The following is a 17,308-nucleotide window of genomic DNA, read 5'->3' on the forward strand; positions in this document are numbered from 1 at the left end:
TGCGTGATAGTCCGAAGATGGTTGGTGAACCCTTTTCTGACATTCTCAAGCTGGCACGCGCGGAAACCCTGGTGACGGGCGGTTTCACTGCGGGCGGGCCTTGGTCGATCCGTTTTCCGCCGCCCAAGACGATCAAGTTCTTCGCGGTGGTAAAGGGCCGTTGCTGGGTCAGGCTCGACGGTGAGGCGCCGATAGAATTCACAGCCGGTGACGTTGGCCTCCTGTCCGCGCCTGTCGGTTTCGAGCTGGCCAGCGATCCCGCGCTTCCCGCAGTCGACGCGATGGAGCTTTTCTCAGGCGCCGGCAGGGCTGACGTCCAGATCGGAGATGGAAGCGACTTTGCCCATCTGGGCGGTCACGTCCTTCTCGATCCCACAAGCGGCCCCGTCCTCGGCGATGTCCTGCCCCCCTGGATCCATGTTCGGGCCGATCGTCCCGAGGCCGGCAATTTTCGATGGCTGCTAGACCGAATGACCGAGGAACGTGGCGGTCACCTTCCCGGCGGCGATCTCGCTTCCGCTCAACTGGCGCAGTTGCTGTTCATCCAGATCCTGCGGGTCCACCTCGCGCAGACAGGCACCACCCGCGCCGGATGGCTGCGAGCGCTGGCTGATCCGGGCGTTGCTCCGGCCATCAGGCTGATGCACGGCGAGCCGGCGCGTGCTTGGCATCTGGAGGATCTGGCCCAGGCATGCGCCATGTCGCGAACATCCTTTGCGGCAAGATTCCGGGAGGTGGCGGGCGTGGCGCCCCTCACCTATCTCACGAACTGGCGCATGCGCCTGGCAGAGCGCGCCTTGCGTGACGAGCCAAGGCGCCCGGTTGCCTTGATCGCCGGCGCGGTGGGTTACGCATCGGAGAGCAGCTTTAGCAACGCTTTCAAGCGCGTCACCGGCGCCTCGCCGCGATCCTTCAGAAACACTGGGGCCTGAAGGCCAGCTTCGGCGTTCGGATCGTTGGGTAAGGCATAGGGCCCAGATCGACTTTGCCACATGCTGTCAGTCCCGGCGCAGGCATCATCCCTCCACGAAGGCGATGAAGGTGGCAGAGACCAGATATTCACGTACCGCGATGAGGCCGTTGCGAACCACGAACAGAAAGGGGAAGCGATTGACATAAGCGCCGCCAACTCTTGCATGGGCATGGATGCTGGTTTCGATCGCGACCCGATCGTCTGACGCGGTGACACCGAGAACGTCGATTGCCATCGGGCCTGCCAGCCGAGGAGCGATCTTGTCCGCCACGAACCGGCCAAGCCCCTCGCGGTCGAACATGCCGCCGTTGGGCGACGGCGACATCAATTCGTAGCGCACGTCGGGCGCCAAGCGCGCGAAGGCATCCTCGCTTCGGCCAGCGTTGATGTCCTCGAAGAAGCCCAGCGCGACCGTGCGCGGCGTTTCCGCGCTGCTCATCCTCAAGCCTCCTGCTGCTCATACCAGGGCGTGCCTGCATCCTCCTCCGCCACGTCGGTCGAACAGGCAAGTTTGCGTTGCGCCTCCAAGGCCTCGGCTCTTGCAGCATAGGCCTTCTTCGCAAGCGCATAGGCATCGCTGCCCAACGCAAGACGCAGCGGCGCCGGCTCCTGCGCCACGCTGGCGATCATCGCATCGACCATCTTGGCCGGATCACCCGGCGACTTGATGCTTTCGTCATTGAGGACGCGGTTGACCATCCGCGAGGGCGAAACATCATAGGCCGGGTTCATGGGGCCCACGGCAGCGCTGCGGTGGCGAAAATCGGTGCGCGCACCGCCAGGCTCAACAATGGTGCAGCCGATGCCAAACACCGCGACTTCCTGCGCCACCGCCTCGACGAAGCCCTCGATACCCCATTTGGTGGCATGATAGAGCGAGCCGCCGGGGAAGGCGACCTGGCCGCCCATGCTCGACACTTGCAAAATGCGCCCGCCATTTTGCGCGCGGAAATGAGGCAAGGCCGCGCGGATCACCTGGATCGAGCCGACCAGATTGGTCTCGATCTGATGGCGAAGCTGATCGTCGGTCACCTCTTCGGCCGCGCCCATCAGGCCATAGCCGGCATTGCTGACAAGCACATCGATGCGCCCCAGAGCGCTCCATGCGCGATCGACCACGCCACGTATCGCATGGGTATCGGTCAGGTCGAGCGTCGCGAACCAGAGTTGGTCGCCGTAGCGCGCCTTGATGTAGGATGAGGCATCCTCATTTTTATAATGAGGTATCCTCACTTTATCAAGCGAGATTGTTGCACCTTGTCCGATCAGCCCAGTTCGCCAACTCCCCGCAAGATCCGAGCCGACAGCGAGCGCAATCGCCAGCGACTGCTCGACGTGGCCAAACAAGCCTTTGCGGCGCGCGGCGCGGCAGCAAGTCTGGAACAGATCGCGCGCGATGCCGGCGTGGCGATCGGGACACTGTATCCATCATTCAAAATGGACACAATTACACAAATTTAAGAATAAAATCAAAAACTTTAGTCTTAACATCAACTAGTTATATCGAAATTTTAATTGAATTTAGCATTTTTCTATAAGTAGAAGCAATCCATATCTGTGCAAGAATAATATCACTCTTGCACTACTGGCACCAAAATTTCGTTCGTTCAGCGGCTCAAAGTAAACCGTGGAAACCGGCCATCCGTTCAGGTGGTTCCAGTTCGGGTGTTACGGATGGAACCACCACTCTGTGTAGACTTTGCCAGCATGTTCGGATCTGGATCATTGAGAATTGCCATGAACTGCTCATCCGTCAATGGATTGCGTCAACCGCTGCCAGTTGCCATGCGCGAAAGCGGCCTTGTCCTCGCCGTCCAACCCGCAATTTTCAAGAAACCGCCGGGCATCCCCGCCGGCCCTGTATTGATAGGGAAAGTCAGTGGAGAACAGCAGCCGGTCGCTGCCCACCACCGTGCGCGCGCGTTCGAGATAATGCGGCAGGACCATGCCGCTGCCCGTGATATGGAGGTTGCGGCGCAGATAGGTTGCAACGGGCTGCTCCAGCTCCGACACACGATCCATCACCGCCAGCCTTTCGGCATAAAACAGCACCATTTCGCCCCAATGGCCCAAAATCACCTGCAGATCGGGGAGGCGGTCAAACGTTCCCGACAGCACCAGCCTCAGGAACTGGATCCCGGCGTCATAATGCCAGCCCAGCCCCGGTCCGGCGAAGTAGAAATCGAGCTGTGGGCCCAACCCTGAATAATAGGCCTCGCGCACCGCCGGCGGCGGCATGCGGGGGTGCAGCAGGATCGGCGCCTTGAGGCGCGCCGCGCTCTCGAACATCGGGGCCAACGAAGGGTGGTCGAGATTGCGCGTGCCCACCCGCCCGCACAGCATCGTGCCCTTGAAGCCCAAGTCGCGGACACAACGCTCAAGTTCCAGCGCCGCTTCATCAGGGCACGCCACGGGCAAGGTGGCAAAGCCCTGAAACCGTGCAGGGTGGCGCGCGATGGCGGCGGCCAGCGCATCATTGGTACGGCGCGCCAGATCCACGCTGTCGTCCCCCAGATCATGCAACGCCGGGGTGGTAAGCGAGAGAACCTGAACATCGAGCCCGGTTTCATCCATCAACGCCAACCGCTCCTCGGCCAAGCTGGTCAACCGCCCCTCGATGGGGCCGCCGTGAAAGGCGACGCTGGGGTCATGTGCCGCTAGGCCAATGTCTTGCCAGGCCTGCGCGACCTCCGGTGTAAGGAAATGTTCTTCGATGCCGATCAGATGCATTGGAGGGCTCCTTGCTGGGGCCCGCGCCGGGCCGTACGCGACCCGTATGGCCACCGCTCACAGGCAGTGCCAGACGCAACGGATGCAAACTATCCTTGCACTAAACGCCTATCATGCACGACGCTATGGCCATACACTCATCCCATGAATGACATCGACATGAACCTGCTGACCGCCCTCGATGTACTGCTGGCCGAATGCAGCGTCACCAGCGCCGCGCGCCGCCTGTCGCTGTCCACATCAGCCATGAGCCGGACGCTGACCCGCCTGCGCGCGGCCATCGGCGATCCGCTGCTGGTGCGCGCCGGACGGGTGCTGGTGCCCACGCCCCATGCGCTGGCCCTGCGCGAGAGAGTGCGGCAGGCGCATCGGGATGCGCGCCTGTTGCTCAGCCCGCCCGCGCAGGCGCTGGACATCGCAAGGTTGGAGCAGACTTTCACCATTCGCACGGGAGAAGGATTTCTCGAACGCTTCATGGTGCCTCTGGTGCGGGGATTACGCGAAGCCGCACCTCACGTATTGCTGCGCTTCGCTCCCAAGCCGGACAAGGATGCGCGGGCCCTGCGCGAGGGGCTGATCGATCTGGACATCGGCGTTCCGGCGGACTTTGGGCCCGAATTGCGGACCCGCCTGCTGTTCCGCGACAGGGTGGTGGGGGCGGTGCGCGACGGGCACCCGCTGTTGGTCGGTACGATCACGCCGGAACGCTATGCCGCCTGCGACCATGTGGTGGCCTCGCGCCGTGGCGCACGTTCCGGCCCTGTCGATGAGGCGCTGGCCCAACTGGGGCTGGTGCGCAGGATCGCGGCCATCGTGCCCGGCTTTCCCGACGCCTTGCGGCTGGCGCGCCAGTCCGATCTGGTCGCGCTGGTGCCGCGATCATGCCTTAATAGCGATCAGCAACTCGTCGGTTTTCCTTTGCCCATCGCCACGCCTGGCATCATTGTGTCGACGATGTGGCACCCGCGTCTTGACGCCGATCCGGCCCACCGCTGGCTGCGCGATACAGTCCACGCCATCTGCCAGCAGGAAATTGGAAATGCTGAATGATCTCCGGACCTTGGGCAAAGAGATGTAGATCCCCCCCCAACATCGGCTACCAGATTGAGAATTGTTCACAAGCCCGCAATGGGCCCGATGGTCTCGCCCGGCGCCAGCACCTAGGCCAGCGTCAATTGAGCTGCTGGAGGGAGCCCTCGCCTTAAAACCAGACCTTTAGGAGCCTGGCCTGAGGCGTAGGAACCGGTCATTGGTTAACGCTCTCATTTTATTCCTTCGGCGAGGCGCCGATTGAGGAATTCGTTGGCTTTCAGGTTTTCGCCCGAGAGATGGGTGTGCGTATCGTCCTCTTCTGGAAAAAACCGCGCCGTGCGCAGCACCACACAATGCAGGCCGTGCTCACTGGCATACAGGCGGCACAGACCTTCGGCGGCAAGCTTGGTCACGCCATAGATATTTCGCGGCGCAAGCGGCCCGGCCCCCTCGTCAAGCCAGACGGCGGCGTCACCGGCTTCATCGCGAATGGCCCGGTTGATCATCAAGGACGTCGTCGATGTGAAGACAAAGCGATCATGGCCCGCTGCTGCGGCTGCCGCCAGCAAATTAAGCGTGCCGGTGACATTCACATCGATGAAGGCCTGCTCGGAATAGCGGTCAATGTCCGGCTTGTGGAGCGCTGCGGCATGGATGACGGCATCAACCCCGCGATCAAAGGCGGCACGCACAACGCCGGGATCGGCAATCGAGCCAATATGATCGGTGTCCGGCCCGGCGGCGATGTCCAACCCGGTCACGCGGTGCCCCGCCGCACGCAGGCGCGGAGCCAGAAACCGGCCAAGCCAACCGGAGGAGCCTGTCAAAAGAACATGCATAACTTCAGCCGGCTAACAAGCGTATGCCGCAGTGTCAAAACCATCCTCGCCGCCGTAGCCGACGTTCTGGCGCCAAACATGTTTCGTTCAAACCTGCCATAGGTTCATTGGCCAAAACGCTTGCGGCATACCGCATCATCTCCCTCCTTACAGCGATCGACGTCAGGGAAAGAGCGAGAGGTCAATGCCATTGCCCATGGCCTGATGCCCCTTATCGCTGGGGTGCAGATGATCGCCTGAGTCGAACTCGGGCTTGAACTGCGTCGGCTTGGCCGGATCGCCCACCATGGCTTCAAAATCGATCACCGCATCCGGCTCGTGCGATGTGCGGATCCAGTGGTTGACTGCGTCGCGCATCGCCACTTTGGCTGGGGTTGAGGTGAGAGGATCAAAGGGATTGGGCGTCAGCGTGCCGAGATAGATCTTCACCGAGCGGGCATGGGCTCGCGCGATGATCTGGCGGTAGCCGGCGATGAGTTCCTCTGCCGTGATGTCCGGGTAATCGCCAAACAGGCTGTGACCGGAGAAATTGATGTCGTTGATGCCCTCAAGCAGGATGAGATGTGTCAAGCCATCAATCCGCAACACATCCCGATCCAACCGTGCCACGCTGGCCGCACCCCACCCCGGCGAGAGCACCCGGTTGCCCGCGATCCCGGCATTCAACACCGTATAGCGCCCGCCGCCCTTGCGCGCCGCAAGCCTGCGCGCCAGCACTTCGGGCCAGCCATGCAGGGCATCCGGCCTGTCCTTGTTGCCATCGGTGATGGAATCGCCCAGCGCGACAATGACATGGGGCGGCGCCTCGCTAAGCACTGAAGCGCCGGTGACCAGCGGCCTGCCCTTCATCCGGGCTGCTTGAGCAAGCGCGGTTTGCATGGCCTGATTGCCCGGAGCAATCACGAAACCAGCCCCGCCGCGCCCTTCGTTCATCATTGGTGAGGCCAGCGCGGCGCTCACAATCAGCTCTGCGCCTGGCTTGACCGCCAGATCGACGGGATCGCTCAGAACGGGCGCGCCAACCGGGATCGTCACGCCGGCGGCGCCTCCGAACGTCAAAGCGTGCAGCGAGCCAGGGCGGGCAGCGAAAGCATCGCCTGCCACGCCGATCGAGGCCGCATTCAAACGCAGCGGCGCGGAACCCTCCTCATTCGACAGCCTGATGCGCAGCTTGCTTCCGGCCGCCTGCACGGTGATGCGATAGCGGACCGTGCCGGAAACCGGCTGGGGCGTCAGTTCGAGGCGCAATTTGTCTGCCGGCAAGTGCCAGTGCTCGGCGGCAAATTTGACGAAGCTTTCCGATGCCGCTTCGTAAGTGGCTGGGCTGGACTCAAACGCCTCTCGCCACACGGGCTTGGCCTGCGTCGCACCGCTTGATATCGCCAAAGCCATGGCGCTGACCATGCACCGCTTCCATCCGTTTATGAGCACAGAACCTTCCCAAAAATAGTATTAGCATTCTAATATCGCCCAAACGGAGGCTGCCGTCAATTCGTGGGCCAGCGTGAAAAATGCAAAATGGCGAAAGCCTTCGAAAACCCCGCAACCATACGCTTTCGGACCGATAGTCCTCCGTCTCTAATGGTGATTGGCTTCCCACAGACCCATAACTCCGCCTCCGCTGACAAACCCGACGTTCAGCGGCGCGGGCTGGGGCGTCGAAACCGGTCGTTTGTTCACCGGCCTCATCGTACGCTGGAATGCCGTGGGCTGGGACTTTTCCAACAGTCGCTTGCCATCCTGGGAATGGCCGAATCCGCCAAAAGCTGATGCCCACCTCTCAAGCCAAGAGGTCAGTCGATGGCAGAATGGTCCTGGGCACTGTAACGGAGCCTTACAGTGCCCAGAAGAATAGCTGCCCTTGGAAGGGGTGACCGGTCACCCGCCTTGAAGCCGGTTGATTTGGCAAGTCCGTTGGTTGGTTTGGTCACGGGCGTTTCCGCTTCCACTAGAAGCTAAGCGCATGGAGTTCACCTATACAATTGCGATCTCTTACTCGAACGCTGGGTGTGACTCTTGAAAATAATGTATCACCGTTTCCTCGAAAACGTCCATCAGAGAGGACGGGCGGGTGCGGGCCGAGGTCACCAGCGCATAATCATGTGTCAGCGCCGGAGCAAAGGGCCGCGCAACCAAATGCGGCCCCAGATAGGCCTTGGCCAGCAGTTCGTTGACGATGGCGATCCCCATGCCTCGCGCCGCAAGGGCGCAGGCCGCGCTGGTGGTGTGGCATTCCACCACCACATGCTGCTGCACGCCGTGATCGCGGAAAATATCGTCGATCTGGCGGCCATAGGCATTGCCCGCCCCCAAAGCGATCATCGGCATATGCTTGAGCAGCGTGGGGGTGATCTCCTCATGCGCGGCCAGCGGATGATCGACGGGCAGGGCACAGATGCTCTGGCTGGTGACGACCACGCGGGCGCGCAGATCCTCATACCCCACCGGCATGCGCATGAAGGCGCAATCGGCGACGCGGGTAGCGATCATGGTGCGGGTGGTGGCGATGCTGCGCGAATCCACCGCGATGCGCACCCCCGGCACGCGCGCGGCAAAGGCCGAAATGATCCCCGGCATCACCCCTTCGGCAAAGCTGGGCGGGGCGATGATGCGCAATTCGCCGGTGGCATGGTTGGCGATATCGTCGATCAGCGCATGGACGCGCGCCACACCCGCCAGAGCAAACTCCACCTCCTGCGCCAGCAGCAGGCCTTCCTTGGTGGGGATCAGCCGCCCCTTGTCGCGGTAGAACAGCTCGAAGCCGATATCCTGCTCCATCTGGCCGACGAGGCGGCTGATCGCAGGCTGCGAGAGGCCCAGCGCGCGCCCCGCCGCCGTGCCCGATCCGCTGCGCATGATCTCGACAAAGCCCTGCATCGCGCGCAGGCTGATCTGGCGCGCGCGATTCATGGGCGTTCACCCCCGGCGCGGCACCACTGGGAGGAGGACGCTGGAGGGATGGCTGGTCGAAAGATGCAGGCGGTTGTGCGCCACCTGAGGGGCGGCATCAGGATCACGCCAGTCGCGGTTCTGGTTGATGTCGAAATGCGGAAAGTTGCTGCCCGCGATGTCGATACGGATGCGGTGGCCGCGCAGGAAGAGGTTGCTTGTGGGGAAAGCCGTGATCTCGATCTCATGAATATGGCCTGCCTCCAGCGCTTCGGGAGTCGCAAAGGAATTGCGATACCGGGCGCGCAGGATGCCATGGGCAAGGTTCATCGCAAAGCCCTGCGGGTGCTCGTCGTTTGACGGATAGAGGTCGATCAGCTTGATCGTCACATCCATATCGGGCGCCGAAGAACTGAGAAAAAGCCGCGTGACGATCTGCCCCGTCAGCTCCATATCCTCTTCCAGCGGTGCCGAGACAAAGCTGAGCACATCGGGGCGGTCGCCCAGATCGCGCCCTGGCTGGGTGGCGCCGAACAGCGCTTCGGTTTCGCGCTGGTCATAGGCGCCCGCCGCCATCACCGGAGCGCCGGAAGTGACCGCGCCGCCGATGGTGGGCACCGGATTGGCGGGATCGGCGTCATAGGGCAGGCTGGCGTCCGGCTCTTGCGGGGGCTGGGCGGCCAGCGAACCATCCGCGTGGAAATGCCAAGTCTGCGGCACCATCGCGGCGGGAGGCCATTGGCTTTCGTGGCGCCATTGGCCGCCATGCTCCAGCCTGCCATCCGCGTTGCGCCTCCCGCTGCCGCCGCCCATCACGAAGATGGAGACGGGGTGAGGCAGGGCGTCCTCCTCGCTGCCTTTGAGATGATAGTCGAACCAGCCGCAGCGCAGGGCGACGAAATCCTCCGCCAGATTGCCGTCGAGCGGCGCGGCGGGACCGAAATCGACGTCGCCCGCAAAGCTGACCGAGCGCTGGCCATGCGTCCATGGGCCAAGGATCAGGCGGCAGGGCGCGCGATCCGGGCCGGAAAGGGCGGTCCAGTTCTCGATCGCGGTGAGCGAATAGGGATCGTACCAGCCCGAGAGATGCACCATCGGCACATTGGCGGTCTGCTCGTAATAGCCGCGCCAATAGATGCCGCGCTGCTGCCAGAAGGGAGAGAAGTCCTCATGCTCCCACTGCTCGACGACGTAATCTTCATACTCCGGCGCGGCGGTGAGGGGCGAGTGGCCCCGGCGCCATGGCATCACCTTGATCCACTCACGGATATCTTCAGCGCGCACGGCCTCCGCCACGGCGGGGTCCTGCGCCGCGCCCGCATCCGTGCCCTGATTGTAGGCCCATGTCAGTTGCTTCAATTCAAAGGCGCCGCCCTGCCTCACGCCATTGTGATAGGCGCTGGAAAAGCCCCCGCAATCGAGGAACATCGCCGTCAGCCCCGGCGGATCGAGCGTGGCCAGTGCCGCCTGCACATGCGCGCAGTAAGACAGGCCCAGCGTGCCGATCCTGCCGTTGCACCATGGCTGCGCCATCAGCCAGGCGATGGTGTCGAAGCCATCCTCGGCCTCGTTGAGATATTTGGTGAAGCTGCCCTGCGATCCGAAGCGGCCCCGGCAATCCTGAAGCACATAGGCATAGCCCGCCTCCACGAATTGCGCGGCGATCTCCGGCTTGGCGCGGGGGATGGGATCGAGCGCGGTGCGGTCGCCATGGTTGGTGCCGCGCTTGTCGTAAGGGGTGCGCTCCAGCAGTACGGGGACGGGGTTTCCGGCCAGTGCCTGCGGAGGCAGATAGATATCAGTCGACAGGCAGACGCCGTCGCGCATCGCGACCATCATGTCGCGAAGGGTCGGTTCGGTCATGGAATACGTCCTAATATCCGGTGGCGACAGCCAGCAGCAGCGCGCTCACCGACAGCGCCGTGAACAGCGCAAACAGCGGAAGCAGATAGCGAAACCAGCCCGAATAGCTGATCTGCGCCGTGGCGAGATAGGCCAGCAGCATCCCCGAGGTGGGGGCGAACATGTTGACCAGCCCATTGCCCAGCAGAAAGGCCAGCACGGTGGTCTGGGCCGAAACGCCGCAAGTGGCGGCAATGGGCACAAGGATGGGAATGCTCAGCGCCGCCTTGGCCGAGGTGGAAGGGATCAGCAGCGTGAGCAGCATCTCCACGCCCATCAGGATGGGGGCGACGGCAAAGGGGCTCATGCCCTGGATATGCAGGGTAACGGCCTCGATGATCGTGTCGAGGATCTGGCCTTCGCGCAGGATCAGATCGACGCTGCGGCCAAGGCCCACCAGCACGGCGGCCAGCACCATGCGATGCATGCCCTCGACAAAGACCTCGACAGCGCGCGCGGGGGCCATGCGGGCGATGGCGGCCATCACGGCTCCGGCGGCGATCAGCACGGAAGCGAGTTCCATCTCCTTCCAGCCCAGCGCCACCGAGCCATAAATCATTGTGCCCAGCGTGACGCCCGCTACCAGCAGAATGCCCAGATGGCGCGGGGCAAGGCGCGTGGCATCCAGAGGCGCCGGCGTGGCGGCACCGCGCCCGGTGCGCAGCACGACCACCATGGCGATGCCCAGAAACAGCACCCAGATCGAGAGCCGCAACCACAGTCCGCTGAACACCGGCACACCGGCAATCGGCTGGGCGATCAGCAGCGCAAAGGGGTTGGTGACCGAGGCGAGATAACCCACCTTGGCCGCCAGCGTCACCAGCGCGAAGCCGAACATGGTCGAGCGGCCCATATCGCGCCCCAGCGTCACGATCACCGGGATCAGCAGCAGATATTCGGTGACCATGCCCAGAAAGGTGCTGCCCGCCGACAGCGCCAGCATCAGCAGCGGCACCAGCACCACCGGCCTGCCCCCGCTGATCGCCAGCAGGCGGCGGATGCCCGCATCCAGCGCGCCGGAGGTGCGCAGCATGCCAAACATCCCGCCCAGCATCAGCACCATGATCATGATCGGCGCGGTTTTCAGCAGGCCCTGCGGGATCGAGGTGACCAGCGCCAGCGGGCTAACGGGATGGGCCACGCCCTTGGGTGCCTCATGCGGGATCAGCGCGGCGGCACTGATCGGCTTGGGCAGGGGGCGATAGCTGCCCGCCACCACCGGCGCATTCTCCTTGTCGGAGGCGCGCTGGTAAAGGCCCGAGGGGATCGCCCAGGTCATGGCGATGGCCACTGCCATGGCCGCCAGCATCATCAGCAGCGGATCGAGCGACCAGCGGCGGCGTGCATGAGAGGATGCACCGGCGGAGAGTTCCGCCGGTGCGGGGTGACCTTGGGTGTCACCTGACGGAAGAAGGCTCACCTGCTCCATGGCGCTCACATCTTGACCGCGACGCGCAGGTAAAGATAGCGCCCGCGCGCGTCATAGGTGTAGATATCGTAGTTGATCGGCGCATTGGCGTAGGACAGCGGCGGCTGCACATCGAACAGATTGCTGACGCCGAAGCCGAGGCGATAGGCGCCCTCGCCGATGCTCACCCCGCCTTCCAGATCGGTGTAGATGATCGACTTGGTATGGGCATCCTTCACCGGGTTCACCACATCGGTGGTGGGGCCGATGTAGCGGGCCCGCGCGGTCAGATCGAAGCGGTCTTTCGACCAGCCCAGCGAGGCCTGACCCTTCCAGTGCGGATAGGTCGAGCGCGGCTGGTCGCCCTTGCCGGCGCGCTCATCCACAATGGGGGCGCCGCCGGCCGGATTGGGCGAGACCGTCTGGAAACTGTGCAGATAGGAAGCATCGACCGTGCCGGTGATCCGCCCGATGGGTGTCGAGCGTTCATAGCGCAGCGTGGCGTCCACCCCGTCGGTGCTGATCGAATTGAGGTTCTGCGAGGTCTGCTGGATGGCGATGATCGCGCCCGAGTTCGGATCGCGCGTCACCAGATTGCAGAAGACCCCGCCCTGCGTGGCACACAGCCCCAGGATCTGCGTCGCCGATTGCGAGGCAATCGCATTGTTGACCACGATCTTGTAGTAATCGACCGTCAGGCTCAGGCCCGGGATCTGATGCGGGGTGATGGAGATGCCCGCGCTGTAAGTGTTGGCGGTTTCCGGTTTCAGCTGCGTGTTGCCGCTGATGATGCCGGGCAGCAGCGCGCCATTGTAGCCCGACTGGTTGTAGGTGGTCGGCACGCCAGCGCAGCCGGGCAATCCGCTATGCGCCGCCGCGCCGCCATTGCAGGGGTCGATACCCTGGAAGTTGGTGGCACGCGCGCCCTGATAAAGCTCCAGCAGCGATGGCGCGCGGAAGCCCTGCGAATAGGTGCCGCGCAGCAGAATGTCCTGAATGGGGCGATAGCCGAAGCCCGCCTTCATCGTCACCTTGCTGCCCACGGTCGAATAGTCCGAGAAGCGCGAGGCCAGATCAACGTCGAGGCTCTTGCCCAGCGCCCAGTCCTTGAAGACGGGCACCGAAAGCTCGCCATAGACCTCATGCAGATCGTAGCTGCCCATGGTGGGCGTGCGTTGCTGCTGGCTGGTGCGCGTGTAGGCGCTGCTCAGATAGAGCGAGGGGCTGTTGACGTAAGGATCGGGATGGTCCTCGCCGCCGTTTTTGCGGAACTCGTAACCCACCGCCAGCTGCAGGGGGCCTGCGGGCAGGTCGAGCAGCGTGCCGGTCAGATCCGCGGTAGCGTTGTAGAGGCTGGTGCTGTTGCCCTCATAGCTGTTGTTGCGCAAATAATCGGCCTGAGCGCTCGACATCGGGCCGAACAGATTGATCGGCGTGCAGCCCGCTGTGTTGGTGCAGGTGGTGGGCGACCCTAGCGCCAGATAGAGATGGTCGTAATCGAGGAAGTTGAGCGAGGCCGACTTCATCATGTCCTTGGAATAGGCGCCATAGACGCTCCAGTTCCAGTCATGCCCCAGCATGGAGAAGCTGCCGTTCAGCCCGGCATCGATGCGCCAGGTGGTCACATCCTGCAGGCTGGTGCGGTTGCCGACCTCGGTGATCACCTTGCGGATGCGCCACGGGCTGTTGGCGGCAAAGGCCAGAGCATTGGCGGTGGGCACGCCATTGGCGGTCCCGAAGGGATTGTAGGCCTGATTGTTGGCGATGGCAAAGCCCTGCACGCTGCCCGATGTGCCGCCGATATCCAGCAGATTGGGCGAGAACAACTGCTCGGAGGTGCGCTTGTTGTAGAGGCCCTCGACCTTCAGCGTGATGCCATCGCTGATCTCCTGATCGAGGCGGGCATAGAAGCCGTAACGCTTGGAAGGGCCGGTGGAATAGACGCCCTGTGCGTCGGTGTTGTAATAGTCACCCGGCAGGCTGGCGGTGTGATAGCTGTTGTCGGCCAGCGGTCCGGCGCCATAGGTCGATCCGCCGTTGAAGGCGATGGGCGCGGCGCTGCTGGCAAAACCGGCGCCGGTGCCGAAATAGCCGTTGTTGGCCAGCCCCGGCAGCACATAGAGCCCGTTGGGGCTGGTGCCCGGCGTGGTGACGGGCACCAGCGTGTTGGCGGTGAGCGCGCGGGCCGAGGTCAGGATCGGATAGGACTGGTAATAGCTGCCCGACAGGATGATCGAGCCGCCCTGCCATTTGTGCCCGACATTGAGCGTGGTGGAATATTCCGCGCCATCACCCTTGTCGGTCACACCCGCCTTGGCGGTGGCTTTCAGCCCGTTGAAGGGCTGGATCGTCTTGATGTTGACCACCCCCGCGATGGCGTCCGCGCCATAGAGCGCCGAGGCCCCGTCTTTCAGCACCTCGATCCCGTCGATCATGCCCGCCGGGATGGTGTTGAGATCGACGAAATCGCGGAAACCGCGCTGCCCCACGCCATCGACCCAGCGATGGCCGTCCACCAGCACCAGCACGCGGTTGCCGCTGCCTTCCGCCCCGCCCAGATAGCGCAGATTGATCGAGCTGGCGCCGTAAGAGGTGCCCTGCGTGCCGTTGGAATTGAGGCTAACACCCGCCGACGGCAGCTTCTGCAACAGATCGCCCACCGAGGATGAGCCCGATTTGGCGATCTCGTCGGAGGTGATGGTCAGCAGCGGCCCCAGCGAGTCCGCATCCTTGCGACGGATGCGCGATCCGGTGACGACGATGTCATTCGCCGAAGCCGGTGCGGCAGCGGGCGCTGCCTCTGGCGCGGCGCCGTCCTGCGCCTGGGCCTGCCCCGATGTCAGGGCCAACACGCTGCCCCCCAAAGCCAGCATGCGAGACAGAGCGATGCGTTTGCGAAAGGCCGATGCCATATGAAACCCCCTAAAACCGGATGCAACCGGCTTAGGGAGGCTGTCACAGCTATGAAACAGGATTAGGTTTTTTCATCTATCCATGCGTTTTTGATATAGGGAAGCGGCCAGGATTTTTCCACGACACTAACGCTCACTCCTTTTCCAAGCTTTCGTGCGCCAGTCCTTCCGTTACGTAAACAAAAGGCGGCTTAGAGAAGAGTCATTATTCAGCGAGAGCAGCTAACATGTCTACCGGTGTCGACCGCCAGAAGCGAGAGGGCGAACGGCAGGTTTCGACGTAAGTTGACATTCCCAGCACCGCCTCGGACCGGCGTGTGTTGGTCGAGATCTCTCGTTCCGACGCTGCGGGGAGAGCCGCCAACAAAGCTGCCCTAGCGCCCCTCCTGTGTCCTCGCTAATAGCTGCCCGTCGTTCATCACCATTCTCACCATGGTACCTAGCCTTGCTGCGGTAGAGCCTTTGCGCTAGTGAAGGTGCATCGGGACCAAGCAACCTCCCGATCAGGCGTCAGCCCAAGAGTTGCCTTTCTATGACCCGCGTTTCGCGGATCGAAAGGCGTTTGGGTTCATGACAGCACCTTCACCTCCCGATTTTCCAGAACTGCTGCGCGTTTCCGCACGCATCGGCTGCTTGAGTTTTGGCGGCCCGGCCGGGCAGATCGCGCTGATGCACCGCGAACTGGTCGAGGAACGGCGCTGGGTCAGCGAAGACCAGTTCCTCCACGCCCTCAACTTCTGCCGCCTGTTGCCCGGTCCTGAGGCGCAGCAATTGGCGATCTGGATCGGATGGAAGCTGCATGGTGTGCGCGGCGGGCTGGCCGCTGGTCTGCTCTTCGTCATTCCCGGTGCGCTGGTCATTCTGGCGCTGTCGGTGCTCTATGGCTTCGCCGCGCATCTGGGCTGGTTCGCGGCTCTGTTCCTTGGAATCAAGGCGGCGGTGCTGGCCATCGTCGTGCAAGCGGTGCTGCGCTTGGCTGGCCGAGCTCTGGCCACGCCCTTTCGCAAGGGCGTGGCGGTCGCCTCGTTCCTGGCCCTGTTCCTGTTCAATGCACCGTTTCCCTTAGTGGTCATCGGCGCCGGAGCCATCGGATGGCTCGTTGCCCGTCAGCGTCCTGATCTCCTGGGACTCAAACCCACAACAGCGCTCGTACATGCATCCCCGGCACCGTGGCGGCACAGTCTGTGGTCGGCCGGGCTCGGCCTGCTCGCATGGGTCGCGCCGATGGTCGGGGTGCTTGCGGTGCTGGGCAAAGAGCATGTGCTTTGGCGGATCGGCCTGTTCTTCTCCAAGCTGGCGGTGGTGACGTTCGGAGGGGCCTATGCGGTGCTGGCCTATATGGCCCAACAGGCCGTCAGCGCACAGCATTGGCTCAGCGCCAGCGAAATGGCCGATGGGCTGGGGCTGGCCGAGACCACGCCGGGCCCGCTCATCATGGTCACGCAATTCGTGGGCTATCTTGCCGCCTTTCGAGCGCCCGCGCCCTTCACGCCGCTGACGGCAGGCATCCTCGGCGCGCTGCTGACAACATGGGTGACCTTCGCACCCTGCTTTCTCTGGGTGTTCGCGCTGGCTCCATGGATCGAGCGGCTCGAACGCGCGCAATTGCTCAAGGGCGCGCTGGCGCTGGTCACCTCGGCCGTCGTCGGCGTCATCACCAATTTGAGCGCATGGTTTGCCCTGCAGGTGCTGTTCCGCGCGCTACATCCGGTCACCTTCGGCCCCGTCGCTCTCAACCTGCCGGTGCTCGCCAGCTTCGACTGGCGCGCGGGGCTGATCGCGATCGCTTCAGGCTGGGCGATCATCGCCGCGCGCAAACCCATCATCCCGGTTCTCATCCTTGCCGCCATCAGCGGCTGCCTTCTCATCCTGATCCCCTGAACGGAGCATACCCCCATGACCGATCTTTGCCGCCGCAACGCTCTGGGCAGCATCGCCCTTGGCATGGCCGCAGCTACAGCCCCGATCGAAGCAGGCGCTCAGAGCCCGGCGCCCGCCCCGGTGCTGGCTTTCGCCGGTGGCCATCAGCCCAAGCCTTTGGGCTTCGACCCCACCAAACTCACCGGCCTGTCGGAGAAGCTCATCCGCTCGCATTGGGAGAACAACTATCAGGGGTCGGTCAAGGCGCTCAACATGGTGGAGGGACGCCTTGCCAGCGCCATGGCCGACAAGGATCTGCCGCCGGTGATCTATGGCGGGCTCAAGCGCGAGGAACTGCATCGCACCGGCTCGGTGATCCTCCATGAGCTCTATTTCGAGCAGTTTGGCGGCAATGGGCAGGCCTCGGGCGCGATCCACGATGCCCTGATCCGCAGCCACGGCAGCTTCGAGGCGTGGGAAGCCGAATTCCGCCGCACCGCCATGGCGCTGGCGGGCGGCTCGGGCTGGTGCATCCTGGCCTGGAATCACTACACCAGATCGCTCCATAACTATTGGGCCTGGGACCACACCAACGGTCCTGTTACCGGTACGCCGCTGCTGGTGCTCGATATGTATGAGCATGCCTTCGCGCTGGATTACGGGGCGGCGGCGGCCAAATATGTCGATGCCTTCATGCACAATGTCGATTGGGCGGTCGTCGATGCGCGCTACAAGAGCGCGACGCGCAAAGACTGAACGGGGG

At 63.2% G+C, this 17,308-nt stretch carries 13 protein-coding genes and 1 pseudogene; 5 read left to right on the forward strand and 9 right to left on the reverse strand.

The features are described 5' to 3' along the window. Positions 1-17: 17 nt before the first annotated feature. Entirely contained in the window at positions 18-932 is a 915-nt protein-coding gene (locus ABDW49_RS28160) for an AraC family transcriptional regulator (protein ID WP_343617246.1), read from the forward strand. An 84-nt stretch (positions 933-1,016) separates the two neighbouring features. Here ABDW49_RS28160 and ABDW49_RS28165 read toward each other — a convergent pair whose 3' ends face one another. Both ABDW49_RS28165 and ABDW49_RS28170 read right to left on the reverse strand, forming a co-directional pair. Beyond that, positions 1,017-1,412 (reverse strand): nuclear transport factor 2 family protein, encoded by a 396-nt coding sequence (locus ABDW49_RS28165; protein ID WP_343617248.1) that lies wholly within the window; start codon positions 1,410-1,412, stop codon positions 1,017-1,019. Positions 1,413-1,414: 2 nt separating this feature from the next. Further along, the gene (locus ABDW49_RS28170; protein WP_343617250.1) at positions 1,415-2,206 is read right to left on the reverse strand and encodes an SDR family oxidoreductase; all 792 of its coding nucleotides are present in this window, start codon (positions 2,204-2,206) and stop codon (positions 1,415-1,417) included. Between the two features lie 24 nt (positions 2,207-2,230). Here ABDW49_RS28170 and ABDW49_RS28175 point away from each other — a divergent pair, with 24 nt between their 5' ends. Next, complete coding sequence (locus ABDW49_RS28175) at positions 2,231-2,434, forward strand: TetR family transcriptional regulator (RefSeq protein ID WP_343617252.1); 204 nt, start codon at positions 2,231-2,233, stop codon at positions 2,432-2,434. A gap of 285 nt (positions 2,435-2,719) precedes the next feature. Here ABDW49_RS28175 and ABDW49_RS28180 read toward each other — a convergent pair whose 3' ends face one another. After that, positions 2,720-3,703, reverse strand: coding sequence for an amidohydrolase family protein (locus tag ABDW49_RS28180; RefSeq protein ID WP_343617254.1), 984 nt, complete (start codon positions 3,701-3,703; stop codon positions 2,720-2,722). A 144-nt stretch (positions 3,704-3,847) separates the two neighbouring features. Here ABDW49_RS28180 and ABDW49_RS28185 point away from each other — a divergent pair, with 144 nt between their 5' ends. Further along, the gene (locus tag ABDW49_RS28185; protein WP_343617256.1) at positions 3,848-4,753 is read left to right on the forward strand and encodes a LysR family transcriptional regulator; all 906 of its coding nucleotides are present in this window, start codon (positions 3,848-3,850) and stop codon (positions 4,751-4,753) included. A gap of 230 nt (positions 4,754-4,983) precedes the next feature. Here the strand turns inward: ABDW49_RS28185 and ABDW49_RS28190 are convergent. The 6 genes and pseudogenes from ABDW49_RS28190 to ABDW49_RS28215 all read right to left on the reverse strand — a co-directional run. Beyond that, a pseudogene (locus tag ABDW49_RS28190) lies at positions 4,984-5,574 on the reverse strand (NAD(P)-dependent oxidoreductase); the annotation flags it as partial. A 162-nt stretch (positions 5,575-5,736) separates the two neighbouring features. Continuing rightward, a complete protein-coding gene (locus tag ABDW49_RS28195; protein WP_343617258.1) occupies positions 5,737-6,978 on the reverse strand; it encodes an SGNH/GDSL hydrolase family protein in 1,242 nt (413 codons plus the stop codon). A 588-nt stretch (positions 6,979-7,566) separates the two neighbouring features. Then, positions 7,567-8,484 carry a LysR family transcriptional regulator gene (locus ABDW49_RS28200; RefSeq protein WP_343617260.1) on the reverse strand — a complete coding sequence of 306 codons (918 nt, stop codon included), beginning with the start codon at positions 8,482-8,484 and terminating at the stop codon, positions 7,567-7,569. A gap of 6 nt (positions 8,485-8,490) precedes the next feature. Beyond that, positions 8,491-10,326 carry a CocE/NonD family hydrolase gene (locus tag ABDW49_RS28205; RefSeq protein ID WP_343617262.1) on the reverse strand — a complete coding sequence of 612 codons (1,836 nt, stop codon included), beginning with the start codon at positions 10,324-10,326 and terminating at the stop codon, positions 8,491-8,493. A 10-nt stretch (positions 10,327-10,336) separates the two neighbouring features. Further along, positions 10,337-11,785, reverse strand: coding sequence for a YfcC family protein (locus ABDW49_RS28210; protein ID WP_343617264.1), 1,449 nt, complete (start codon positions 11,783-11,785; stop codon positions 10,337-10,339). 14 nt (positions 11,786-11,799) lie between these two features. Continuing rightward, positions 11,800-14,685 carry a TonB-dependent receptor gene (locus ABDW49_RS28215; RefSeq protein ID WP_343617266.1) on the reverse strand — a complete coding sequence of 962 codons (2,886 nt, stop codon included), beginning with the start codon at positions 14,683-14,685 and terminating at the stop codon, positions 11,800-11,802. 570 nt (positions 14,686-15,255) lie between these two features. Here ABDW49_RS28215 and chrA point away from each other — a divergent pair. Together chrA and ABDW49_RS28225 are read left to right on the forward strand one after the other, a co-directional pair. After that, complete coding sequence (gene chrA, locus ABDW49_RS28220) at positions 15,256-16,566, forward strand: chromate efflux transporter (protein ID WP_343617268.1); 1,311 nt, start codon at positions 15,256-15,258, stop codon at positions 16,564-16,566. Between the two features lie 15 nt (positions 16,567-16,581). Beyond that, positions 16,582-17,301, forward strand: a complete 720-nt coding sequence (locus ABDW49_RS28225; protein WP_343617269.1) for a Fe-Mn family superoxide dismutase — start codon at positions 16,582-16,584, stop codon at positions 17,299-17,301. The last annotated feature ends 7 nt before the right edge of the window (positions 17,302-17,308 follow it).

The organism is Novosphingobium sp., from assembly GCF_039595395.1.
Lineage (GTDB): Bacteria > Pseudomonadota > Alphaproteobacteria > Sphingomonadales > Sphingomonadaceae > Novosphingobium.